Annotated in this window: 19 protein-coding genes; 14 read left to right on the forward strand and 5 right to left on the reverse strand. The window is 37.0% G+C overall.

Annotated elements, in window-relative coordinates; translation table 11 throughout:
• Nucleotides 1-85: 85 nt before the first annotated feature.
• The 3 genes from allW to BCR24_RS13560 all read left to right on the forward strand — a co-directional run bounded on the left by allW (nt 86) and on the right by BCR24_RS13560 (nt 4,566).
• Nucleotides 86-1,543: an allantoin permease gene (gene allW, locus BCR24_RS13550; RefSeq protein ID WP_069641047.1), complete on the forward strand. Its 1,458-nt coding sequence runs from the start codon at nt 86-88 to the stop codon at nt 1,541-1,543.
• A 50-nt stretch (nt 1,544-1,593) separates the two neighbouring features.
• A complete protein-coding gene (gene allB, locus BCR24_RS13555) occupies nt 1,594-2,961 on the forward strand; it encodes an allantoinase AllB (protein ID WP_069641048.1) in 1,368 nt (455 codons plus the stop codon).
• 273 nt (nt 2,962-3,234) lie between these two features.
• A complete protein-coding gene (locus BCR24_RS13560) occupies nt 3,235-4,566 on the forward strand; it encodes a hypothetical protein (protein WP_069641049.1) in 1,332 nt (443 codons plus the stop codon).
• Nucleotides 4,567-4,731: 165 nt separating this feature from the next.
• On the opposite strand, the gene BCR24_RS13565 is transcribed toward BCR24_RS13560, so the two are convergent.
• The 4 genes from BCR24_RS13565 to BCR24_RS13580 form a co-directional block, all read right to left on the reverse strand.
• Nucleotides 4,732-5,478, reverse strand: coding sequence for an SDR family NAD(P)-dependent oxidoreductase (locus tag BCR24_RS13565; protein ID WP_069641050.1), 747 nt, complete (start codon nt 5,476-5,478; stop codon nt 4,732-4,734).
• A 213-nt stretch (nt 5,479-5,691) separates the two neighbouring features.
• Nucleotides 5,692-7,614, reverse strand: a complete 1,923-nt coding sequence (locus tag BCR24_RS13570) for a PTS fructose transporter subunit IIABC (RefSeq protein ID WP_069641051.1) — start codon at nt 7,612-7,614, stop codon at nt 5,692-5,694.
• Nucleotides 7,615-7,681: 67 nt separating this feature from the next.
• The gene (pfkB, locus tag BCR24_RS13575; protein WP_069641052.1) at nt 7,682-8,596 is read right to left on the reverse strand and encodes a 1-phosphofructokinase; all 915 of its coding nucleotides are present in this window, start codon (nt 8,594-8,596) and stop codon (nt 7,682-7,684) included.
• Nucleotides 8,593-9,345, reverse strand: coding sequence for a DeoR/GlpR family DNA-binding transcription regulator (locus BCR24_RS13580; RefSeq protein ID WP_069641053.1), 753 nt, complete (start codon nt 9,343-9,345; stop codon nt 8,593-8,595). Before BCR24_RS13580 ends, pfkB begins: the two co-directional genes overlap by 4 nt.
• A 185-nt stretch (nt 9,346-9,530) precedes the next feature.
• Here BCR24_RS13580 and BCR24_RS13585 point away from each other — a divergent pair, with 185 nt between their 5' ends.
• The 10 genes from BCR24_RS13585 (at nt 9,531) to BCR24_RS17315 (ending at nt 23,204) form a co-directional block, all read left to right on the forward strand.
• Complete coding sequence (locus BCR24_RS13585) at nt 9,531-11,036, forward strand: alpha-amylase (RefSeq protein WP_069641054.1); 1,506 nt, start codon at nt 9,531-9,533, stop codon at nt 11,034-11,036.
• A 738-nt stretch (nt 11,037-11,774) separates the two neighbouring features.
• On the forward strand, nt 11,775-14,015 hold the full coding sequence (gene pcrA / locus BCR24_RS13590; protein WP_069641075.1) for a DNA helicase PcrA: 2,241 nt from the start codon (nt 11,775-11,777) through the stop codon (nt 14,013-14,015).
• A gap of 43 nt (nt 14,016-14,058) precedes the next feature.
• Nucleotides 14,059-16,116 carry an NAD-dependent DNA ligase LigA gene (gene ligA / locus BCR24_RS13595; protein ID WP_069641055.1) on the forward strand — a complete coding sequence of 686 codons (2,058 nt, stop codon included), beginning with the start codon at nt 14,059-14,061 and terminating at the stop codon, nt 16,114-16,116.
• A gap of 229 nt (nt 16,117-16,345) precedes the next feature.
• Nucleotides 16,346-16,651 carry an Asp-tRNA(Asn)/Glu-tRNA(Gln) amidotransferase subunit GatC gene (gene gatC, locus BCR24_RS13600; RefSeq protein WP_069641056.1) on the forward strand — a complete coding sequence of 102 codons (306 nt, stop codon included), beginning with the start codon at nt 16,346-16,348 and terminating at the stop codon, nt 16,649-16,651.
• Complete coding sequence (gatA, locus tag BCR24_RS13605; protein ID WP_069641057.1) at nt 16,651-18,120, forward strand: Asp-tRNA(Asn)/Glu-tRNA(Gln) amidotransferase subunit GatA; 1,470 nt, start codon at nt 16,651-16,653, stop codon at nt 18,118-18,120. Before gatC ends, gatA begins: the two co-directional genes overlap by 1 nt.
• Complete coding sequence (gatB, locus tag BCR24_RS13610) at nt 18,120-19,550, forward strand: Asp-tRNA(Asn)/Glu-tRNA(Gln) amidotransferase subunit GatB (RefSeq protein ID WP_069641058.1); 1,431 nt, start codon at nt 18,120-18,122, stop codon at nt 19,548-19,550. Before gatA ends, gatB begins: the two co-directional genes overlap by 1 nt.
• A 16-nt stretch (nt 19,551-19,566) precedes the next feature.
• Nucleotides 19,567-20,625: a diacylglycerol kinase gene (locus BCR24_RS13615; protein ID WP_069641076.1), complete on the forward strand. Its 1,059-nt coding sequence runs from the start codon at nt 19,567-19,569 to the stop codon at nt 20,623-20,625.
• 328 nt (nt 20,626-20,953) lie between these two features.
• Nucleotides 20,954-21,595, forward strand: coding sequence for a deoxynucleoside kinase (locus BCR24_RS13620; RefSeq protein ID WP_069641059.1), 642 nt, complete (start codon nt 20,954-20,956; stop codon nt 21,593-21,595).
• A gap of 108 nt (nt 21,596-21,703) precedes the next feature.
• On the forward strand, nt 21,704-23,074 hold the full coding sequence (gene rlmD, locus BCR24_RS13625) for a 23S rRNA (uracil(1939)-C(5))-methyltransferase RlmD (protein ID WP_069641060.1): 1,371 nt from the start codon (nt 21,704-21,706) through the stop codon (nt 23,072-23,074).
• Nucleotide 23,075: 1 nt separating this feature from the next.
• Complete coding sequence (locus tag BCR24_RS17315; RefSeq protein WP_010765698.1) at nt 23,076-23,204, forward strand: hypothetical protein; 129 nt, start codon at nt 23,076-23,078, stop codon at nt 23,202-23,204.
• 113 nt (nt 23,205-23,317) lie between these two features.
• Here BCR24_RS17315 and BCR24_RS13635 read toward each other — a convergent pair whose 3' ends face one another.
• Nucleotides 23,318-23,686, reverse strand: a complete 369-nt coding sequence (locus tag BCR24_RS13635; RefSeq protein ID WP_069641061.1) for a MerR family transcriptional regulator — start codon at nt 23,684-23,686, stop codon at nt 23,318-23,320.
• 154 nt (nt 23,687-23,840) lie between these two features.
• Between BCR24_RS13635 and BCR24_RS13640 the strand changes: the two genes are divergently transcribed.
• Nucleotides 23,841-24,416, forward strand: a complete 576-nt coding sequence (locus BCR24_RS13640) for an HAD hydrolase family protein (RefSeq protein WP_069641062.1) — start codon at nt 23,841-23,843, stop codon at nt 24,414-24,416.
• Nucleotides 24,417-24,459 lie beyond the last annotated feature (43 nt).

Genomic DNA, 24,459 nt, shown 5'->3' on the forward strand with positions numbered 1-24,459 from the left:
TTTTCAAGGGTTATTTTATACTAGTAGAAAAGATTCTTTCAATATTTAAGTTTAAGCAGTAAAACCAATTAAAGGAGGCGAATGAATGGAAAATCAAGATTATCAAATTACAGAAGAAGAGCTTCAATCTTTTCGAGAGCGTGGGTACAATGAAGCGTTACTTCCAAAGCCACTATCAAAGAGAATGATGGGAAAATTGAATTATTTTACACTGTGGATGGGTTCAGTTCACAATATTCCGAATTATACTGCTGTAGGAGGATTTTTATTTTTAGGACTATCTCCTATTAATATAATGTTGGCATTGATGTTAAGTGCAACGGCTGTGGCTTTGTTTATGACACTTAATGGTCGTGCTGGCTCAAAATATGGCATTCCATTTGCACTACATTTACGTTCAACTTATGGCGTCATGGGTGCGAAGTTACCAGGCTTTCTTAGAGGATGCGTCGCGGCCATTGCGTGGTTTGGTTTGCAGAATTATACTGGTTCATTAGCTTTACTGATTTTAATTGGTAAAATTTGGCCGCAGTTTTTGACCTTAGGCGGAAATACAATGATTTTAGGGATTTCTATGCCAGGTTTAATCGCATTTACAATTTTTTGGGTAGTAAATGTGCTGATTGGTTTTGGTGGTGGTGAGATTTTAAATAAGTTCACAGCGATTCTAAGTCCACTGATTTACATAGTTTTTGGTGGGATGGCTATTTGGGCGATCAGTGCTGCAGGCGGTTTAGGAGCAATTTTATCCTATGACGTTGCCGGTGCTGTCCATAATATTTCGCCAGTCTTTGTTTATTTTATGATTATTAATTCTGTTTTAGCTGTGTGGGCTGCACCTGGTGCAAGTGTGGCGGATTTTACTCAAAATGCAAAATCAACTAAGGATCAAACAATTGGTCAAACAGCTAGTTTTTTAGTTGGTTATGGGATTTTCGCATTTTCAAGTGTTGTCATTTTGATCGGTGGTTCGATTCGTTATGGTATTCAAGAATGGAATATTTTGAATATTGTGGATCGCTGGGATAATTCATTTGCAATTGTTGTTGCAATGCTAGTATTCTTATTAACGACGGTTTCAACAAATGCTACTGGAAATATCATTCCAGCAGCGTATCAGTTGAGCGCATTGTTTCCTAAACGGATCGATTATAAAAAAGGTGTCTTACTTGCGAGTGTCATCAGTTTCATGATCATGCCGTGGAAATTGATGGAAAATGCAAATAGTATTTTTATTTTTCTAAATACGATCGGCGCTGTACTCGGTCCTGTTGCAGGGACGATGATTGCACACTACTATTTTGTTGAGCATCAAACGATTGATTTGGATCAGTTATATATGGATCAACAGGCAGATAATCGTCATAATATCTATAAAGGGTTAAATAAACCAGCTTATGTTGCGACTGTTTTAGCTTTAGTCATTTGTTTAAGTGGTAACTTTATTCCAGCATTAAAAGTAATTTCCGATATTTCTTGGATTTCCGGGTTTATATCAGCTTTTGGAGCCTATTTATTATTAAGAAATTTTTTTGTTAAATAGCGAAAAAAGAATGAATGAGCTCGCACATTTTTTATTTAGGAGGAAAGTAAATGAGTTATGATTTAATAATCAAAAATGGTTTAGTTATTCTTGATTCAGGGGAGGTTGAAACAGATGTTGCGGTCAAAGATGGTGTGATCGTGGCAATCGGCAGTGAACTTGGAGAGGCTGAAAAGGTTATTGATGCGTCAGGTTTAGTTGTTAGTCCTGGTATGGTGGACGCTCATGTGCATATCACTGATCCAGGGGGCGGTTATCGAGATGAATGGGAAGGATATGTTACTGGAACGGCATCTTGTGCTAAAGGTGGTGTAACGTCTTTTATGGAGATGCCTTTAAATCAAGTACCAGCAACTGTCGATGGTCAATCATTAGAAATAAAGTATCATGCAGGAGTCGGCAAGCTAAAATCAGATGTTGGATCATTTGGAGGAGTAGTTCCGTTTAATTTAAGTGGCGGAATTCAAGAACTACATAAAGGTGGCGTTGCGGCGTACAAGTGTTTCATGGCAACGTGCGGTGATCGCAGTATTGATGGCGATTTTATGAACGTAGATGATTATTCCCTTTATGAAGGAATGAGACAAGTGGCTAAGACTGGAAAAGTGTTAGCTATACATGCGGAAAATGCCGCAATTACAGATAAATTAGGAGAAATTGCCTATAAAAATGGCGAAACGACTTTGAAAGCTTATGTAGCTAGCCGACCAGTTTTCACTGAAGTTGAACCGATTCGAAGAGCAATTCTATTTGCTAAAGAAACGGGTTGTCGGATTCATATTTGCCATATTGCTTGTCCAGAAGGCGTGGCAGAAGTTACTAAGGCAAGAAAATCAGGAGTTGATGTTACGTGTGAAACATGTACGCATTATCTTTATTTTGATACCGACGAACTAGATGCAATCGGTCCAGTAGTCAAATGTTCACCGCCGATTCGTGACAAAGCAAATCAAAATGGGATGTGGGAAAAACTTTTAGCAGGTGAAATCGATTTTGTAACATCGGATCATTCTCCATGTACACCTGATTTAAAAGACAAAGACAATGCTTTTGAAGCATGGGGCGGAATTTCTGGTGTGCAAAATAACGTGGATGTTCTTTTTGATGAAGGGGTTCAAAAAAGAGGGATGTCATTGCGACAATTTGCAGATATTATTGCGGCAAATCCAGCAGCTCGTTATGATTTGGCACAAAAGGGACGGATCAGTCTTGGTAAAGATGCCGATTTTGTTCTGATCAAACCAAATGCTCCTTATACCTTAAAAGCGGAAGAATTGGAATATCGTAATAAAATCAGCCCATATATTGGCCGTAAGATTGGTGCCCAAGTAATCCAAACAATTTTAAGAGGACATGTGATTTATAGTAAAGAATCAGGCGTTTCAAGGGATTTTATCGGTGAGTTTATCAAAAAGTGAGCATATGAATAACTAGTTTTAGAATAAGCTGAGGGCAGGAAATCGCAATTTTCCTGTCTTTTTTGTGCGAGGCATTTTAGTCACTTGATTCGGTTCGATGATGTAATTGTCATTATAGTATTGAAAAATCTTTTTTTCTATTATTTTACTAAAATAGAGCCTCCATTTCCTTAGAATAAGTCTAAGAATCCCTTTTTTTTCTATTCTAGAAGTATATTAGATGAAGTCTGACTTTATTTTCGTTATACTTATCTTAAGGAACGAGGTGGGCAAATGGGAAAAACAAATAAAATGTATATAGTTGCTGCTCGGACTGATTTTTCTTTAGAAGAGTTGAAGCAAGCTATTTTTGATTGGTTAAGTTTTTTACGGATACTGACAATACCTGAAAGCTGTTGCTTTGGCGATGAAGTAGCAGAGGTATTTGACTTATTGACGTTCACACAACGAATCCAAATGCTTACTGAAAAAGAAAATATATGGATCAAAGTGAATGCTCAAGGTGGAGAATTCCAACTCCATATCTCAAAATTAAGCATACACGAACGAACGATTTTAGATAGCTCTATTTTTTTATCACAGCAAAAAATGATTGAAAATTATTGTGATACTCGAATGGTTAAAAATGGTATCTATGGATATATTCGTTCCTTAGATGAGTACTTGTATAATAATGTTGAAACGATTGAAAAAAGAAACTTTGAGACAGAGAGTGAAATTGCTCAATTACCTAAGCGATATAATAGCGATAAAACCGTGATCGTTGATTGTAATCAATTAGCTGGCTATGATATTTATTTTAAAGGTTTATGCTTGACTTCCTGTTGGAAAATGTATTATTCCAGTTTGTATTATCAATTTATTCCAAAACCGATTTTTTTGGAAGTACAGCAGGTGCAGTCTGTAGAGGAGTTGGATAATCAACTGATCAAAATAACCTTGTTCAATCACCCTTCTAATTGGGATTTGCCTATAAATAAAAAATATCAGCGTTTGTTCAGAGATCAGATGGGCTATGACCAATTGGTTTGGAACAATGGAACTGGAGTATTGAGGCCGCCATTTATTGAGTATGCATTTGTTGAAGAGGTGGTTCAAACTGTTCAATACCAAAATAGTTATTATCAACCTGTTGAAAAGAAACAGGCAACGTATTTCGTGACTAGAAGCTATGACAATCTTCGACAAAAAAATATTGTGAAGCGGACTAGAGGCATCTTGAATGCACAAGCGTATTTCCCTTGGATCGATGAGAAGAGCCAAAAAATGATGAATTATCGTGTAGTGGATCCTGAAATGGCGATTGATGAAGGACTTTTGGCGTATGAGTTTTACATCCGGCAATTTTTAGAAATTGAAGTTTTAGATCAAAAATATGATGAGTTTGTTTCGGTGTTGCGTTTTTATCTGCCAAAAGAAGCAATCAAGCAAATTCCTTTAGAAGCATTATGGGATAAGCTATTTGATGTCAATATTAGTAATTTGAAACAGAAAGAATCATCTACGCGGTTTGACTTGAAAAAGGCCAAGAATCATTTACGTGTTGTTTTTTTAGATGCTAGTTATTTAGAGAATGTCAATCAGACGATAGATATTAGCGAATAGAGGTATAATTAAGAAGTCGCGACAAAAGCGTTTAGCTCCGAGAAATGAGAAGGAGCTAAACGCTTTTGTTTTAATGTTTATTTGGATTTAGAGCGTGAAACAAAACTGAACTTTAGTTTTGTCCCACGCCTTCCTACGATTAGTCAAGTGGAAAATGATTGCTCATTACTTAGTGATTCGGTCGCCATGGATCACAATTTCAGCACCAGTAACAAAACTAGCTTCATCACAAGCGAGATAAATGATTCCATTTGCGATATCTTCGGGTTTTCCTAAATAAGGAAATTGTACGAATTTTTTATACAAAGGTTTGATATTTGGGAAACTTGTTTCTATTAACGGTGTATGAATAACACCTGGACAAATTGAATTGATGCGAATGTTATCTTTAGCGTATTCAAATGCTGCATCAAGGGTCTGAGAGCGAAGTACATCTTTGGCTGCGACATAAGGGCTACTTTCTGGAAGTCCTACTAATCCTTGAAGTGAAGAAACAGTGACAATCGATCCACCACCATTTTTCTTCATAATCGGGAGAACTTCTTTTAAAACGTATGTAAAACTATTTAAATCGATCGTTTGGATTTTGTACCAGTCTTCAGCTGACAACTCTAAAAGTATCTTTGGAGAAGAGATCCCGGCATTATTGACTAAAACATCAATTTTGGCATATTTTTTGATAGTCCTAGCAATTACTTTTTGCCAACTTTTAAACGAACTTATATCATGTTCAAACGAGACAGCAGTCCCCCCTTTTTGGGTGATTTCTGAAACAATAGTGGCAAGTTTATCTAAACTTTTGCCGGTACAAACAACGATCGCTCCATTATTTGAAGCAAGTCTAGCTGTTGCAGCGCCAATACTGCTTTGAGCTTCAGTGACCAACACTACCTTACCTAATAGTCTATTCATACAAAAACCTGCTACAATGAAATGTCATAATCGTTATCCTTATCCTTTCTAGTAAAGACATATTAAACCTGTAAAAAATAGGTATCTCTTATATAGTAGTTTAATATAGATATTTTTTTTACGCTAATGATATAGACCAAAAATATTATTGTATAGAAAAAACCTCAAATAATCAAGAAGAAATCTCGATCATTTGAGGTTAGATAAAGCCAGTTATTGTGCAATTGGTTTTTTTACAATACCTAAAATTACAGCTGAAACAATTGCACCAAGTGCGATAAAGACTAAATAGAGAAGTGGATGACTTAATAATAAAGCAACGAAGATTCCACCGTGAGGCGCTAATAGACGAATTCCAAAGCCGCCAACTAAACCGCCAGCTAAGGCTGAACCGACAACAAAACTTGGAATCGTACGTAATGGATCAGCTGCTGCAAAAGGAATTGCACCTTCTGTTACAAAGGAGAGACCCATTACTAAGTTGGTCAAACCAGCATCTTTTTGGTCTTGAGTAAATTTATTTTTAAACAGTAATGTTGCAATAAAAATTGCTAAAGGAGGAACCATACCACCTGCCATAACAGAAGCCATAATGATGCTTCCGCCTTCTGTCACGGTTGCTGCAATAGAGGCAGTACCAAAAACATAAGCAGCTTTATTAATCGGACCACCTAAATCGATCGCCATCATTCCGCCAAGTAGGGCGCCTAAAAGTGCAGCGTTTGTACCATCTAAACCTAACAAGAAATTATTTAACCCATCATTGATGACTTTCATCGGAACATTAACTAAAAGCATCAGCCCGCCAGTAATCAACAATCCGAAAACAGGATAAAATAGAATAGTTTTGATACCATCTAGTGACTTAGGTAAGCCTTTGAAAAGTTTTTTCAAGAAAACAATGACGTAGCCAGCTAAGAAACCACCAATCAGTGCCCCTAAGAAACCTGCACCACCTGTATTCGCTAAAGCACCTGCTGCAAAACCAACGATCAAACCTGGACGATCAGCGATACTTGAAGCAATAAAGCCGGCTAAAACGGGTAACATAAATCCGAATGCTGCGCTGCCGATTTGATTGAACCAAGAAGCGGCTTCATTATAATTTCCAAGCATACTTAATTGATCTTGTGGAACGCCAATAAATTGGTCGATCATAAAGGACAGAGCAATCGCGATACCACCGCCGATAACAAATGGTAGCATGTGTGACACACCATTCATTAAATCTTTATAGATTCTTGAACCGATAGAACCATCCGCTGAAGCATCTTCTTCACTATTATCTGATTCAGAACTATGGAAAATCGGAGCCGTTCCACTTGTGGCCAACTGAATCAATTCTTCTGTTTTACGAATCCCATCACTAACTGGGCGGTTAACAAGCTCTTTGCCATCAAATCGGTTCATTTCTACTTTTTTATCCGCTGCAACGATTACGCCATCAGCGCGAGCAATATCTTCAGCTGTTAAACGATTTTTGATTCCTTCAGAACCATTTGTTTCTACTTTGATATCGATCCCCAGCTCTTTGGCCTTTTTCTTTAAAGCGTCTTCGGCCATATAAGTGTGGGCAATTCCTGTTGGACAAGCGGTAACAGCTACTACAAATTTTCGGGTGCTATCTTGAGTATTTACAGCGGCTTGCTCCTGCTGTTCCTTCTTTTCTTCTGCTTCTTTTGCCTCTTCAGCTGATTGAAAAAGATTTTGAACAGCTTCAGGGGTTGTAGTTTCTTTTAACTTGGCGACAAAATCAGGATCGATCAATAAACGAGAAAGGGCCGCTAAAGCTTGTAAATGCGTATCGTTTGCGCCTTCTGGGGCTGCAATCATAAAGAATAAGTAGGTTGGTTGACCATCTAACGCTTCATAATCGACACCAGAATTACTTTTGGCAAATAGAACCGTTGCTTCTTTAACTGCACTATTTTTAGCATGTGGCATAGCAATACCATCACCCAAACCAGTTGAAGTTTGTGCCTCGCGAGCTAATATACCATTCTTATAAGTATCTATATCGGAAATTCTACCGCCATCATACATTTTTTGAACCATTTCATCGATTGCCCCTTTTTTATCGGTAGCCTGCAAATCCATGATCATAACGTCTTTGACTAATAAGTCTTTGATATTCATTGTTTTTCCTCCTAATTTAAAGCTGTGTAGACTTGTTGCTCTTTTATTGAAAAGCAAGTCTGTAAAGTTAGCTGATTTTTTCTATAATGACTTCTGCAATTAATTCATTGATCAAATCAGCGGTTGCCAAGTCATCTGAAAATGCTGTTGCACTGCCGCAAGCAACGCCCCATTTAAACGCTTCTACAGGATCATTGCTTTTAGAAAATGTCCCAACAAATCCGGCAATCATCGAGTCTCCTGCACCAACTGAATTTTTCAATGGTCGTTTTAAAACATTTGAACGATAAACACCATTTTTGGTAAACAATAATGCGCCATCACCTGCCATGGAAATGATCACATGTTGAGCACCATCTTCTAATAAACGGTTGCCAAATGGTAGAATATCATCCACTGTTTGGAAACGTACATCAAATAATTCAGCTAATTCATGATTGTTCGGTTTGATAAGCAATGGTTTGTTTTGAAGAGCATTGAGTAAATCTTTTCCAGTGGTATCAATCACAAATTCAGCTTGTTTATCTTTAATAATTTGAATCAGCTCTTCATAAAAGCCTTCTCGCAATGTTGCTGGAGTACTTCCAGATAAAACAACGATGTCACCAGCTGAAACCAAACTTAGTGCTTGTTTTAATTCTTGCAGTTCTTCATTGCTGAGCGCAGGACCTAAACCGTTGATTTCTGTTTCATTTTTAGATTTCAGTTTGATATTGATTCGTGTGTCTTCGCGGACCTTAGTAAAATTAGTTTGAATCCGTTCTTGGGTTAGCCAGTCAGAAATGAATGAGCCAGTAAAACCGCCCAAAAAACCAAGAGCCGTAGATTCTGTTTGGATTCGTTTTAAGATCCGGGAAACATTGATGCCTTTACCACCAGGTAACTTAAAATCGTTGGTCATCCGATTCAAGTTTCCTAATTTTAATTCTTCAACATGAACGATATAGTCGATTGAAGGATTTAGTGTTACAGTGTAAATCATTGCGCTGCCTCCTTGATAGTTGTTTTTTTCTGGAATTGTTCAAGTAATTCTGGTAAACAATGGTTGGTGAGAAGTATGACATCTTCAAGATCTGTAACTTTTGTAAAGGTTACTTTGTTCAACTTGCTTTGATCAATCAGAACATAAGCTTCTTCAGCTTGGGTAATGGCCAAACGTTTTAATGCTGCTTCTTCTGGATCAGGTGTTGTTAACCCAAACTCAAGATGTGCTCCATTCATCCCCATGAAAACTTTGTTGAAGCGAAAATGACTCAGTTGTTCCATACTTGTTGCACCGATAATTGCTTTTGTCGATAACTTTAAAGCCCCACCAAGAATCATAGTGTTGATATTAAGGTCACCAAGCTTTGCAGCATGATGCACAGAATTGGTGACAACAGTAACATTTTTACCTGATAGGAATGGCAGCATCTCTAAAGTAGTTGATCCAGCATCCAAGTAAATAACATCCCCATGGTGAACAAATTGAGCGGCTAATGAAGCAATTGCTTGTTTTTCTTGCGTGTTTTTGCTTGATTTTTCGGTCATATTTTGTTCAAAGCCTAAATTTAGAATTCGTTTTGCTCCGCCATGAACTCGCTCAAGTAATTCTGCATCTTCCAAATCTTGTAAATCACGGCGAATCGTCGATTCAGAAGCGTTTAGAAGTGAAGCTAATTCTTGAGATTTCACAACTGATTGTTGGTCTAATAAATGTAAAATTGCTTGATGTCTTTCTTCTGTAAGCATTTTCAACCCTCTTTTCATTGAATATAATAGCACATCTTATTTCACTATGCAATCAAAAACGTTCATAAACGATCATTAACGTTTTTAACCGTTCATTTTTGAGCAGCCGATCTTCCAAATTTTATTATTTGCAAAGTTGTTTAATTTTTGGCTTAATGTAGGTAGGTAAAATCGGAGGGATCTGCATGAATAATCGTACAATATTACAAGGATTTGAATGGTATCTGCCAGCTGATGGGAAACATTGGCAACGGCTGACAAAATTGGCCGTCGCACTACACGACAAGGGAATCAATGGCATCTGGTTTCCACCAGCATATAAAGGTGCAAACGGACTGGAAGATGTGGGGTATGCTCCTTATGATTTGTATGATTTAGGCGAATTTGATCAAAAAGGCACGATCCCTACTAAATATGGGACAAAAACTGATTATCTTAATTGTATTCAAGCCTTTAAGAAAGCTGGAATAGAGGTATATGGAGATATTGTTTTTGATCATTTCATGGGCGCCGATGAAGAAGAAACGGTTGTAGCTTTTAAATCTCGTCCAGAGAACCGAAATGAAACATTAAGTGGTAAAGAAGAAATTTCAGCTTGGACAAAATTTACTTTTCTAGGAAGAAAGCAGAAGTATAATGACTATATTTGGACTTGGAAAAATTTTTCAGGGGTTGATTTTGATGATCGACGAAAGGATCATGGTATTTTCAATTTTGAAGGAAAAGGCTGGGATCAAGAAGTTGATAATGAAAATGGCAATTATGATTATTTAATGGGTTGCAATTTGGACATGGAGTATCCTGAAACCGTTGAGCAGTTAAATAAATGGGGAAAATGGTACCAAGAATTAACAGATATTGATGGATACCGTTTAGATGCAGTTAAACATATTCAATTTAATTACTTTGTTGAATGGTTATTAAATAGAAGAAAAGAAAAAGGAAGAGAGTTGTTTGTCGTTGGTGAATATTGGAATGGGGAACTTGAAAAACTGACCAATTACATTGATAGTTCTGGAACATTGATTTCTTTATTTGATGTTCCTCTACATTATCATTTTTACGAGGCTGCTAGTTCTGACGGTCAATATGATATGCGAAATATATTTGAAGGAACATTAGCGAAAGAACGGTCTGAATGGGCAGTGACGTTTGTTGATAATCATGATACGCAAAAAGGACAAAGCTTGGAATCCTGGGTCGATGGCTGGTTCAAAGTTCATGCCTACGCACTGATCTTACTTCGTAAAGCTGGAACACCGATTGTTTTTTGGGGCGATTTATTTGGGATTCCCTCTCAAAATGTTGAGCCAGTAGGTGAAGATTTGGACTTGTTATTAAAAATTAGAGAACAATTAGCATATGGGAGTGAAATGGATTATTTTGACGATCCTGCTATTATCGGTTGGATTAGGACAGGTACGTTTGACCGAGAAAAATCTGGTTATGCGGTTGTTATGACAAATGCGCAAGCAGGTGTAAAAAAGATGACGATCAGCGCTGTACATGCTGGAAAGATATTTGTTGATATTTTGGGAAATAATACAACAAAAGTTATTTTAGATGAGGCAGGTGCGGGGGATTTTCCAGTGAATGGTGGAGAAATTTCTATTTATGTAAATGAAGCTATTGTAGAACGATTACGTAATGGGTATGATAATGGGATTAATCGGAAGGAAGAATCTATATAAGTATCAAGGTGCTAGGAGCCAAATAGAGCGTGACTTATGACAAGATTGTGATTATACTATATATAAGTGATATAAGTGAAAAGCCATTTGTTCGCATTGAGATTCGGTGCGAACCATAAGTGCGCATGAAATCTCTGGGAGATTCGCACCAAATTTAGAGAGGAAAACAATATAAATAGTTGTTTTTTCTCATCGAAATCACATTTTAATGTGATTTATAATGTGTAAAAGAGCAAATAGGTACAAATTTGCTGTCTTTTCACGGTCTCACTCTTTATTGAGTGAGTGGATTGAAATACTTTATACGTATAATTTTGACGATGAAGACTTGTCTCACTCTTTATTGAGTGAGTGGATTGAAATTATATTATTTACCTTGTTAGTTAGCTCTGTTAAATCGTCTCACTCTTTATTGAGTGAGTGGATTGAAATTAAAAGTGGTATTGAGGTAGAGAAAATAACAAAAACGTCTCACTCTTTATTGAGTGAGTGGATTGAAATATCGGATGCCATCTGCATTCAAAATATACTAAATGTCTCACTCTTTATTGAGTGATTTTTTTTATTTAACTTACGCGTCTATCACTAAAGAAAAAAGCAACACACGATCATTTTATTCTCTTAAAATACGAACTTAAAAAAAGAAAATATGTTCTATAAATTCCATCATTATTAAAGAATTTTCCAGCTATATTTGGTATAATGTATAAGATTGAAAAAAGAGAGAGGACGTTGATGATGGCACAAGAAAACGCCTTGATCCAAGGTATGAACCCACGACAAAAGGAAGCCGTTTTACATACAGAAGGGCCTTTACTGGTTATGGCGGGCGCAGGTAGTGGGAAAACAAGAGTATTAACACACCGCATTGCCTATCTAATTGAAGAAAAAGATGTTAATCCATGGAATATTTTAGCAATCACTTTTACCAATAAAGCCGCAAAAGAAATGAGAGAGCGGGTTGGGAAATTACTAGAAGTTGGCGGAAATGATGTTTGGGTTTCAACATTTCATTCAATGTGTGTGCGAATTTTACGCCGTGATGTCGATCAGATCGGTTATAATCGTAATTTCACGATCATTGATACTTCTGAACAACGGACATTGATGAAACGAATTTTGAATGAACTGAATATCGATGCGAAAAAATATGATCCTCGCTCGATTTTAGGAACAATCAGTAACGCCAAAAATGAGTTGCAGACGCCAGCAAAAGTTGAAGAATTACAGGGAACTCCTTATGAAGAAGTTGTTGCGAAATGCTATAAGATGTACCAGAAAGAATTAAGAAATAACCAATGTATGGATTTTGATGATTTGATTATGAATACAATTCGATTGTTTAATGAACATCCTGATTCGTTGACCTATTATCAAAATAAATTTCACTATATTCATGTAGATGAGTATCAAGATACTAACCATGCGCAGTATACATTAGTAAATATGTTAGCAGCGCGTTTTAAAAATTTATGTGTTGTAGGGGATGCTGACCAAAGTATCTATGGTTGGCGTGGAGCAGATATGCAGAACATTTTGGACTTCGAAAAGGATTATCCAGATGCTGCTGTGATCCTGTTGGAACAAAATTACCGCTCAACAAAAAAAATCTTGGACGCGGCGAACAATGTGATCAAAAATAATAGCAATCGTCGTGATAAGCAATTATGGACTGAAAATACAGATGGAGAAAAAATTGTATATTATCGGGGCGATAATGAGCGAGATGAAACGCAATTTATTGTGGGGCAGATTCAAAAAGAAATTCGAGAAAAAGATCGAATTTATGGCGATTTCGCTGTATTATATCGTACCAATGCTCAGTCACGGGTAATGGAAGAAATGTTGCTGAAATCCAATATTCCTTATACGATGGTTGGCGGACACAAATTCTATGATCGTAAAGAAATTAAAGACATCTTAGGCTATTTGAATATTATTTCAAATCCCATGGATTCGCTTAGTTTTGAGCGTGTTGTCAATGAACCAAAACGTGGAATCGGTAAAAGCTCGGTCGAGAAATTAAGAAGCTTTTCTCAGATACACGACTGGTCTTTATTAGAAGCTTCAAAAAATGTAGACTTAGCTAATATTTCAGGTAAAGCTGGCAAAGAGTTAGGCAGTTTTGGCATGATGATCCAAGACCTATCTCAGATGATTCCATATCTGACAATTACTGAATTAGTGAAAGAAGTACTAGAACGTAGCGGTTACCGAGATGAATTAGTGAGACAAAATAATTTGGAATCTCAAGCGCGTTTAGAGAACTTGGATGAATTTTTAACGGTTACACAAGAATTCGACAAACGATATGAACGTCAGGGAGAAGAAGAGGCTGATGCACCAGAAGAAAAGTTAGCAGTCTTCCTAAACGATCTAGCCCTTGTTTCAGATTTAGATAATTTAGAAGAAAGCACTTCTCAAGTTACTTTGATGACACTCCATGCAGCTAAAGGACTAGAATTTCCTGTTGTCTTTTTGATTGGGATGGAAGAAGGCGTTTTTCCATTGTCTCGTGCAATGTTGGAAGAAAGCGAATTAGAAGAAGAACGTCGTTTAGCTTATGTAGGAATCACTCGTGCAGAGGAAATTCTATTTATTACTAACGCATTTTCTCGAACCTTATATGGTAGAACACAATATAACCGTCCGAGTCGTTTTTTAGACGAAATAGACGAAGAATTGTTAGATTTACAAGGTTCAATCGCGGCACCGAAAGCGCCAAGTAGAACTTTTGAGCCAAAAGTATTTAAACCTGCTTATTCCCAGCCGACTAAACAGCCAGTTACGGATAAAGTGGCTAGCGGTGGTGAATCGATGGCTTGGCAAGCAGGCGATAAAGTCAGACATAAAGCGTGGGGAACAGGAACAGTCGTCCGAGTTGGCGGTACTGCCAAGGATTTAGAGCTAGACGTTGCTTTCCCTGAAAAAGGCATCAAACGCTTATTAGCAGCATTTGCTCCGATAGAAAAAATATAAAAAATGAGAGAGCTCTTTCAACTTTTAATTTAGGAGGGGTATCATGTCGGAAATACCATTAACATTAGCCGCAGCGACAGACAAAGCGAAAGAACTACGGACGCAGTTAAACCAATATTCTCATGAATATTACGTGGCGGATCAACCCACTGTAGAAGATTATGTATATGATCGCTTGTACAAAGAATTAGTCGACATAGAAACTGAATATCCAGATTTGATTACTTCTGACTCACCCACCCAACGTGTTGGCGGTAAGATTTTACAAGGATTTGAAAAAGTCACGCATGAAGTGCAGATGTACAGTCTAAATGATGGTTTCAGTAAAGAAGATATTTATGATTTTGATGAACGTGTTCAAAAATTAGCAGGTAAGCCTGTTGGTTATTGTTGTGAGTTGAAAATTGACGGATTAGCGATTTCGTTGAAATATGAAAATGGAAAATTTGTTCAAGGTGCAACGCGTGGTGATGGTACTGTGGGTGAAAATATCACAGAAAACTTAAAAACAGTTAAATCAATTCCTTTAGAATTGAAAAAGCCGATTTCAGTTGAAGTGCGTGGCGAGTGCTACATGCCTAAGCAGTCATTTGTTAACTTGAATAAAGAGCGAGAAGAAGCTGGACAAGATGTTTTTGCTAACCCAAGAAATGCAGCAGCAGGTAGCCTACGACAATTGGACACCAGTATGGTTGCAAAACGAAATCTCAGCACCTTTTTGTATACAGTAGCTGATTTTGGTCCAATGACGGCACAGACGCAGTTTGATGCTTTAAATGAACTTTCTGAAATTGGCTTTAGAACGAATCCTGAAAAGCAATTATGTCAAACTATCGATGAAGTTTGGGCGTATATCGAAGAGTATCATGAAAAGCGTACAGATTTACCTTACGAAATCGATGGTATTGTCATCAAAGCGAATGAGTTTACGATTCAAGATGAATTAGGTTTTACAGTTAAGGCACCTCGTTGGGCGATTGCATACAAGTTTCCACCCGAAGAAGCACAAACAGTGGTAGAAGAAATCGAATGGACGATTGGTCGGACAGGTGTCGTGACACCAACGGCTGTCATGCAACCAGTTCGTGTAGCAGGAACGACTGTTAGTCGGGCAAGTTTGCACAATGCTGATTTTATTGCAATGAAGGATATTCGCTTGAATGATACCGTGATTATTTATAAAGCTGGCGATATTATTCCAGAAGTTGCCCAAGTCTTGACCGAAAAACGGGATGAAAGCAGTCAACCATATGAAATCCCGACCCATTGTCCTGTTTGTGATAGTGAGCTTGTTCATTTAGATGAAGAAGTTGCTTTGCGCTGTATCAATCCAAAATGTCCGGCGCAAATCAAAGAAGGGTTAAATCACTTTGTCTCTAGAAATGCGATGAATATCGATGGTTTAGGACCTCGTGTCTTAGAGCAAATGTTCGATAAGGAGTTAGTCGCTGATGTCGCTGATTTGTATTTTTTAACAGAGGAACAGTTAATGACGCTAGATAAAGTCAAAGAAAAGTCAGCAAATAATATATACAAAGCGATTGCTGCTAGTCGTGATAATTCTGTTGAACGTTTGCTTTTTGGTTTAGGGATTCGTCATGTTGGGTCTAAGGCAGCTAAAGTTTTAGCTGAACATTTTGGTGACCTAAATGCAATCAGTAAAGCAACGAAAGATGAGGTTGTGGCACTGGATTCAATGGGAGAAATTATTGCGGACAGTTTGGTCACTTACTTTGAAAATGAAGAAGTCCATGAATTGATGGATGAATTGACAAAAGCGGGCGTGAATTTTGAATACAAAGGAATCCGCACCGCTCAATTAGCAGCCGTTGAATCGCCATTCAAAGATAAAACGGTCGTTTTAACAGGGAAACTAACCCATTATAATAGAGAAGAAGCCAAAGAAAAGATCGAAAATCTAGGTGGAAAAGTAACAGGGAGCGTTTCTAAAAAGACGGATATTGTCGTGGCTGGTGAAGAAGCTGGCAGTAAGTTAACGAAAGCTCAAGACCTTGGTATTGAAGTCTGGGATGAACAACAAATGGTCACAGCATTAGACAATAGTACGACCATTGAAGCAACTGAAAATGAAACAATCTAGAACTTTCAGCACAAATTTTACATTTACAGACTATTTTCTTTCATCTCTATCATAATTTCTTAGAATTTTATGATAGAATAAGAAAAAAGCTGTTTTCTTAACGAGAAATATCGTTTAACAGTATAAAAATGAACTAGTGAACTCATCTAAGCTGTCTTTTGGTTGTTTAAACGATCAACTGAAAGGGCTACAGCTTGTCTGAGTTTTTCTAAAGGAAAGAAGGGTATCCATGGCAATCAGTGAAGAAAAAGCAAAACATGTAGCCAAATTGTCCAAATTGTCTTTTTCCGATGAGGAATTAAAAGACTTTACCGCTCAATTAGGCAAAATTATCGACATGGTAGAATTATTAGAAGAGGTAGATACAGAAGGCGTTCCGTTTACCTCTAATGTTGCACAATCGATCAATGTAATGAGAGAAGATGTTGTGACACCAGGTATGGATCGCGATGAATTAATGAAAAACGTACCTGAATCAGAAAATGGCTATATTAAAGTGCCAGCGATTATCGACAATGGGGAGGCTGGTGCATAATGGAAAAATTATATGATAAGTCCTTAACCGAGCTACATGATTTACTTGTCTCAAAGGAAATCACAGCAACTGATTTAACACATGCAACCTTAAACCGGATCAAAGAAACAGAAAAAGATGTAGATTCATTTATTACAATCAGTGAAGAGAAAGCGCTAGAGTTGGCAAAAGCAATCGACCTGAAAGGAATCACTGAATCTAATCCGTTAGCGGGTATTCCAATTGGGATCAAAGATAATATCGTCACCAAAGATATTTTAACAACAGCTGCATCAAAAATGTTGCACAATTTTAATCCAATTTACGATGCAACCGTTATGGATAAAGTCTATCAAGCAGACATGATTCCTGTTGGGAAATTGAATATGGATGAGTTTGCGATGGGCGCAAGTACAGAAACATCATACTTCAAGAAAACAAAAAATGCGTGGGATCACACTAAAGTACCTGGTGGCTCTTCTGGCGGCTCGGCAGCAGCTGTAGCAGCAGGACAAATTCCGGTTTCTCTAGGAAGTGATACTGGCGGAAGTATTCGTCAACCTGCTTCTTTTAACGGAATCGTTGGGATGAAACCGACTTATGGACGTGTATCTCGTTTTGGGTTGATTGCATTCTCTTCAAGTTTAGATCAAATTGGACCAATGACAAGAAATGTACAAGACAATGCGTTAGCTTTGAATGCAATCAGTGGCTTTGATGAAAAAGATGGCACGTCGGCTGGGGCTTCAGTTCCTGATTTTACTGCTGGTTTGACTGGGGATATCAAAGGAATGAAAGTCGCTTTACCTAAAGAATATTTAGGGGAAGGGGTAGATGCTGGCGTTAAAGAAGCTGTTCTTAAAGCTGCTGAAACCTTTAAAGCACTTGGAGCAACCGTAGAAGAAGTTAGTTTACCGCATTCTAAATATGGTGTAGCTGTGTATTATATCATCGCTTCATCAGAAGCAAGTTCAAACTTACAACGTTTTGATGGTATTCGTTATGGCTATCGCTCTGAAAACGTGAAAAATCTTGAAGATGTGTATGTAAATTCACGTTCAGAAGGATTTGGTTTAGAAGTAAAACGCCGTATTATGCTTGGGACATTTTCTTTAAGTGCTGGACATTATGATGCACACTTTAAAAAAGCAGGACAAGTTAGAACCTTAATCAAGCGAGACTTTGATGCTGTTTTTGAGAAATATGATATTATCATTGGTCCTGCTTCACCAACTGTCGCATTTGGTTTAGGTGAAAACATCAACGATCCAATCACGATGTATATGAACGATCTATTAACGATTCCAGTTAACTTAGCTGGATTACCTGGTATGTCAGTACCAGCTGGATTTTCAGAAGGATTGCCTGTCGGCTTGCAAATCATCGGAAAACCATTTGATGAGAGTACGATGTACAAAGCGGCTTATGCATTTGAACAAGCAACGGATTTCCATACGAAAAAACCTGTGATCTTAGGGGGGAATGACTAATGAACTTTGAAACTGTCATCGGACTTGAGGTCCATGTAGAATTAAAAACAAACTCTAAAATCTTTTCACCTGCACCAGCGCACTTTGGAGCAGAACCAAACAGCAATACAAACGTGATTGATTGGGGTTATCCAGGCGTATTACCAGTTATGAATAAACAAGCTCTTGAATTTGGGATGAAAGCAGCACTGGCGTTAAATTGTGAAATCTCGAAAGATACGCATTTTGACCGTAAAAACTATTTCTACCCAGATAATCCGAAAGCGTACCAAATTTCTCAATTTGATCAACCAATCGGTCATGATGGCTGGATCGATATTGAAGTGGAAGGCAAAACAAAACGCATCCGTATCGAACGTGTGCATTTAGAAGAAGATGCTGGAAAAAATATCCACGGTGATGGTGGTTATTCATACGTTGATTTAAACCGTCAAGGAACACCTCTGATCGAAATCGTTTCAGAAGCAGATATGCGTTCACCAGAAGAAGCCTATGCTTATTTAGAAGCAATCCGCTCAATCATTTTATTTACAGGCGTTTCTGATGTGAAAATGGAAGAAGGTTCAATGCGTTGTGATGCCAATATCTCTTTACGTCCATATGGGCAAGAAAAATTTGGAACAAAAGCTGAACTTAAAAACTTAAACTCAATGAGTTTTGTCAAAAAAGGTCTTGCTTTTGAAGAAAAACGTCAAGCGAAAGTGTTGTTATCTGGTGGCGAAATCCAACAAGAAACACGTCGCTTTGATGAAACGACAAACAAAACATTATTGATGCGTGTTAAAGAAGGTTCAAGTGACTACCGCTACTTCCCAGAGCCTGATGTTCCTCGTTTTGCGATCGATGATGAATGGATCGAACGTGTTCGTCACAGCTTACCAGAAATGCCAGCGTCTCGTCGTGCTCGTTATATCAAAGAACTCGGTTTACCAGAATACGATGCGATGGTTCTAACACTGACAAAAGAAATGTCTGATTTCTTTGAAGCCGCTCTAAATGAAGGAGCAGATGCTAAACAAGTATCTAACTGGTTGATGGGTGAAGTTTCTGCTTATTTGAACAGTGAAAAAATCGAATTACCAGATACTAAATTGACCCCTGCCAATTTAGCTGGCATGATTACATTAGTTGCAGATGGTACAATCAGTTCTAAAATCGCTAAAAAGGTCTTTAAAGAGCTGATCGAAAATGGTGGAGATGCCAAAGAAGTCGTTGAAGCAAAAGGCTTAGTTCAATTATCAGATCCATCACAATTATTACCGATCATCAATGAAGTATTGGATAATAATCAACAATCTGTCGATGATTTTAAAAACGGGAAAGACCGCGCTGTTGGCTTTTTAGTCGGTCAAATCATGAAAGCAACGAAAGGCCAAGCCAACCCAGGCGTTGTGAATAAATTATTACAAGAAGAATTGGCAAAACGTTAGAAAGCGGCAGATGATGATGAAAAAAGCAAGAGTGATTTATAATCCAACTTCAGGTAAAGAGCTAGTCAAAAAGAATCTAGCTGATATTCTTTCTGTATTAGAAGAGTGCGGATATGAAGCGAGTGCTTTTGCGACAACTCCAGCTGAAAATTCCGCTAAGAATGAAGCCCGTCGAGTGGCAAAATTAGGTTTTGAGCTAATTGTTGCCGCCGGTGGTGACGGGACCATCAATGAAGTCGTAAATGGTATTGCTCCTTTAGAAAAAAGACCGTCTATGGCGATTATACCAGCTGGAACAACCAATGATTATGCACGAGCATTAAAAATCCCTAGAGATAACATCGTCAAAGCGGCAGAAGTAATCAAAAAAAATCAAACAGTTAAAATGGATATCGGTAAAGCAAAAGATAGTTACTTTATCAACATAGCTGCCGGGGGCCATTTAACTGAACTGACATATGAGGTTCCTTCAGAGCTGAAGAGTATCTTTGGGTATCTTGCATACTTGGCAAAAGGTGCTGAAATGCTGCCGCGGGTCAAACCAATCAAAATGCGAATGGAATATGATGAAGGTATCTATGAAGGCAATGCATCAATGTTTTTCTTAGGTTTGACGAATTCTGTTGGCGGTTTCGAACAAATCGCGCCAGATGCCAAGCTAGATGACGGAAAATTTTCTTTGATTATTGTGAAAACTGCGAATGTTTTTGAAATTCTCCATTTAGCTGCCTTGATGCTTAACGGTGGAAAACACATAGAAGACAATCGCTTGATCTATACAAAAACTAGTCATCTGCATGCTCAGACGCTTGAAGAAAATAGTCGTATGATGATCAATTTAGATGGTGAATATGGTGGAGACGCACCAATGGAATTCACTAATTTACATCAGCATATTGAAATGTTTGCCAATGCTGATGCGATTCCGTCTAATGCAATCATGGGTTCTGTCTTGGATGATTATGATGGGACTTCAGATGAAGAGGACGAATATCATGAAACTAGTAAAGAATTCGTCAAAGAAGTAGAACGTTTGACCGAAGAAGACATTGATAATAATGGAAAAATCGGTTGATTCATGATAACTGCAAAAAAGTATCTAGACACGCGTCTTAGATACTTTTTTGTTGTAGTAGGGTTACGTATATTTTTGTTAGAAGAATCATGAAATGAAATACTAAACACTGTATATAGTGTTTAGTAATCAAAAAAAACGATATGTTGTATAAAAAATGTCTCATAATCGATTAATGAGATGTATTCACATTGACTTGTAATTGAAATAAGAGTAAATTAAATAAGTCGCATCTCTCAAAAAATGATAAACAAGGTAAGCAGGTTTTTCATTTGATAGGAGTTACGATTTATTGGCTGAAAATAATTAACAATAGGTAGGGAGTTCGATGGCAGTGATCGTTTTAGCAGGTACCATTGGTGCAGGAAAATCTAGTTTAACAGAAATCATTTCAGAACATTTAGGATCAGAGGCTTTTTATGAATCAGTTGATGATAATGAAGTATTACCTCTATTTTATGCAGATCCTAAAAAATATGCTTTTTTATTACAAATTTATTTTTTAAATAAACGGTTTGATAGTATTAAACAAGCACTTTCTCATAAAAATAATGTATTAGATCGTTCAATCTACGAAGATTCTTTATTATTTCATTTAAATGCTGATTTAGGTAGAGCAAATGAAACAGAAGTAAAAGTTTACGATTCCTTATTAGAGAATATGTTACAAGAATTACCTTATGCAGCAAATAAAAAACGTCCTGATTTATTAGTGCACATTAAAATATCGTTTCCTAAAATGTTGGAGCGAATTCAAAGACGTGGACGTCCCTATGAGCAAGTTGAACAAGATCCCGCTTTATATGATTACTATAAAGAATTAAATAGCCGTTATGAAAAATGGTTTGAAGAATACAATGAGAGCCCAAAAATCCAAATTGATGGAGATAAGTATGATTTTATCGAGAGTGAAACAGCCAAAAAACAGGTGATCCAGCTTATCGAAAATAAACTTCTTGAAATCAATTAAATGGAAAGATTAATTTTTAACTCTTTTCATTGTAGAAACAATCTCTCTATTGCTTTTCTAGCATTTTTTCATTAGAATGAGAGAAGTGCATTAAAGAAGGAGCGACTTATGAATAATTTTCCAGTGAACAAAAATGAAACAATCGAAGTTGATATTATTGATCTGACACATGAAGGAATGGGTGTTGCCAAAGTTGATGGCTACCCGCTTTTTATAGAAAATGCTTTGCCAGGTGAAAAAATCGAAATCAAAGTCTTGAAAGTCGGTAAAAGTTTCGGCTATGGGAAAGTTTTGACTATCTTAAAATCAAGTGAAGATCGTGTACCAGTTAAAGACGCAAATTTTACTAAAGTTGGGATCAGTCCATTACAGCATTTAGCCTATGGTGCTCAATTGACATTTAAAACAGACCAAGTGAAAAACGTGATGCAACGTGTAGCAAAATTACCAGACGTTCCAGTATTGGATGCATTAGGTATGAATAATCCATGGGGTTACCGTAATAAAGCACAAATTCCAGTCAGAAAAATCGATGACAAGCTGCAAACTGGTTTCTTCAGAAAAAATAGCCATGATTTGATTCCCTTAGAACATTTCTACATCCAAGATCCTAGCATTGATGAAGCAGTCATCAAGATTCGTGATATCATGAGACGTTATAGTATTAAACCTTACAACGAATCTGATAATACTGGTAACTTGCGTCATATCGTTGTTCGTCGTGGGTACCATACGGGAGAAATGATGATCGTTTTAATTACGAGAACCGCTAAATTATTCCCAACAAGTAAAATCATTCCTGATATTTTAGAAGCCTTGCCAGAAGTTGTCAGCATTGTTCAAAATGTCAATTCCAAAAAGACAAATGTGATTTTTGGAGATGAGACGATTCTGTTACACGGAGAAGACAAGATGATCGATACGATTTTTGATTTGAAATTTGAAATCTCTTCTCGTTCATTCTACCAAGTCAATCCCCAACAAACAGAAGTGATGTACAATAAAGTCAAAGAATACGCAGCATTAACGGGTGAAGAAGTAGTGGTTGATGCTTATTGTGGAATTGGTACGATTGGACTAACTTTAGCGAAAGATGCTAAACATGTTTATGGTGTGGAAGTCATTGAAGAAGCTGCAAAAAACGCTGAAAGCAATGCAAAACTAAACAACATCACAAATGCGACATTTACAGCAGGGTTAGCTGAAGAAGCCTTACCGCGAATGATCGAAAATGACATCAAACCAGATGTTGTCATCGTTGATCCTCCGCGTAAAGGGTTAGAAGCAAGTTTGGTAGAAACGTTGATCGAAACGAAGCCCAAACGGATCGTTTATGTAAGCTGTAATCCAGCAACATTAGCACGTGATCTTGCCCTACTTGTTGAAGGAGGCTTTGAAGTCAAAGAAGTCCAACCAGTGGATAATTTCCCGCAAACAACTCATATCGAGTCAGTCACTTTGTTAACAAGGACGGTGTAAAATGGATACAAAAAAGAAAATGCTTGAACTAATCAAGAAAAAACAAAGCGGTGGTCGTTCGAAACAAATGGAGACGCCAAAAAATGACCGTAAAAATATGCGTAAAGGTCCAAAAATTTATAATAAATAACGAACTGATTCTAACTGAAGGAGCTTTTTTTAGCTCTATACGAACTATTACCCGAAACAAAATGAAATAATCATTTTGTTTCGGGTTCTTTTTGTATTTAAAGTGATTTGAAGTTATTTCTTTTGGTCGGCTACTCTTTTTTTATAGACCTCGATTTTATAATCAAGAACCTCAATTCCTTGTTGGATTTGTTCCATCTCTTTCAGAGCAAGTTCCTTTTGCTTTTGTAGTAAATCTAATCGATTCTGATTCGTAGAATCTCCTTCATACCACCAAGTTAAATATTGTTTCAAGTCTTCGATCGTCATTCCAGTTTTTTTCAAATGAAGAAAAAAGTCGATCCACTCTTTGTTTCGATCATCATAAATCCGAATATTATTCTGATCGCGATTCACTGTGATCAAGCCTTCTTTTTCATAAAAGCGCAAAGTATAAGGTGTCAGGCCAGTCATTTTTGAAAATTCGTGGATTTTGTACGTCATAAAAAAATCCTCTCTGATTATTATTTCCTTTATTTTACCACTTAGAGTCGACTCAAGGTCAAATAGAAAATTAATGCTATGTTCAATTTCAGTTGACTTGGAGTGCACTTCAAATGCTATCCTAACTTGAAAGAACAAGAAGGGTGGGACTTTAGTGAACAAACAACTTATTTTTATCGATGAATCTATTCTATTCAAACGAGAAGTGCAAATTGATCATTTATTCGAGCAACAACAATCATTACCAGTAGTTATTAGTAAATTACCTTATGTGCTCTTAAAAGAATCAATTGATTTAAGATTGGACACATTCATCTGTTTAAATGGACAACAAATAATTTTACAAGATAAGATACTCCGAAATAGTTACCTTCCTAAAGAGGAATTAACAGATGTAATCCAGTTGTGCAGCTATACAAAACACCCGATTGCTTTGTATTATGAGGACCGAATTGAGATCAGTTGCATTGATCAAACGGTCAAAGAATACCAGTATTATCATAAAGAAAGCAAATTTGTCGAGGTTGCTAAGTTTAGTAGTTTAGAAAATGTTCTACAGGTTAAAGTATTTAATGAAACACAAAGAAAAGATATTCTTTATGAAACGTTTTACTATAAAAAGCTGTCTTTTAAACGTGCGGATCCTTATTCAATAGTCTTAGGAACGAATCAGCAAGATCAGATGGAAGCAATTGTTTACTTGAAACGAGTATATGAAAATTTTTTATAAAGACAAGCTGTTACTTTAGTTTAAATAATATGCGTTTATCTAC

Origin of the sequence: Enterococcus ureilyticus, assembly GCF_001730315.1 — a bacterium.
GTDB lineage: Bacteria > Bacillota > Bacilli > Lactobacillales > Enterococcaceae > Enterococcus_L > Enterococcus_L ureilyticus.

Excerpts from the sequence above, each read along its gene's own strand:
- allW (WP_069641047.1), top strand. The coding sequence starts at position 86 with ATGGAAAATCAAGATTATCAAATTACAGAAGAAGAGCTTCAATCTTTT.
- allB (WP_069641048.1), top strand. The coding sequence starts at position 1,594 with ATGAGTTATGATTTAATAATCAAAAATGGTTTAGTTATTCTTGATTCA.
- BCR24_RS13560 (WP_069641049.1), top strand. The coding sequence starts at position 3,235 with ATGGGAAAAACAAATAAAATGTATATAGTTGCTGCTCGGACTGATTTT.
- BCR24_RS13565 (WP_069641050.1), bottom strand. The coding sequence starts at position 5,478 with ATGAATAGACTATTAGGTAAGGTAGTGTTGGTCACTGAAGCTCAAAGC.
- BCR24_RS13570 (WP_069641051.1), bottom strand. The coding sequence starts at position 7,614 with ATGAATATCAAAGACTTATTAGTCAAAGACGTTATGATCATGGATTTG.
- pfkB (WP_069641052.1), bottom strand. The coding sequence starts at position 8,596 with ATGATTTACACTGTAACACTAAATCCTTCAATCGACTATATCGTTCAT.
- BCR24_RS13580 (WP_069641053.1), bottom strand. The coding sequence starts at position 9,345 with ATGCTTACAGAAGAAAGACATCAAGCAATTTTACATTTATTAGACCAA.
- BCR24_RS13585 (WP_069641054.1), top strand. The coding sequence starts at position 9,531 with ATGAATAATCGTACAATATTACAAGGATTTGAATGGTATCTGCCAGCT.
- pcrA (WP_069641075.1), top strand. The coding sequence starts at position 11,775 with ATGGCACAAGAAAACGCCTTGATCCAAGGTATGAACCCACGACAAAAG.
- ligA (WP_069641055.1), top strand. The coding sequence starts at position 14,059 with ATGTCGGAAATACCATTAACATTAGCCGCAGCGACAGACAAAGCGAAA.
- gatC (WP_069641056.1), top strand. The coding sequence starts at position 16,346 with ATGGCAATCAGTGAAGAAAAAGCAAAACATGTAGCCAAATTGTCCAAA.
- gatA (WP_069641057.1), top strand. The coding sequence starts at position 16,651 with ATGGAAAAATTATATGATAAGTCCTTAACCGAGCTACATGATTTACTT.
- gatB (WP_069641058.1), top strand. The coding sequence starts at position 18,120 with ATGAACTTTGAAACTGTCATCGGACTTGAGGTCCATGTAGAATTAAAA.
- BCR24_RS13615 (WP_069641076.1), top strand. The coding sequence starts at position 19,567 with ATGAAAAAAGCAAGAGTGATTTATAATCCAACTTCAGGTAAAGAGCTA.
- BCR24_RS13620 (WP_069641059.1), top strand. The coding sequence starts at position 20,954 with ATGGCAGTGATCGTTTTAGCAGGTACCATTGGTGCAGGAAAATCTAGT.
- rlmD (WP_069641060.1), top strand. The coding sequence starts at position 21,704 with ATGAATAATTTTCCAGTGAACAAAAATGAAACAATCGAAGTTGATATT.
- BCR24_RS17315 (WP_010765698.1), top strand. The coding sequence starts at position 23,076 with ATGGATACAAAAAAGAAAATGCTTGAACTAATCAAGAAAAAACAAAGC.
- BCR24_RS13635 (WP_069641061.1), bottom strand. The coding sequence starts at position 23,686 with ATGACGTACAAAATCCACGAATTTTCAAAAATGACTGGCCTGACACCT.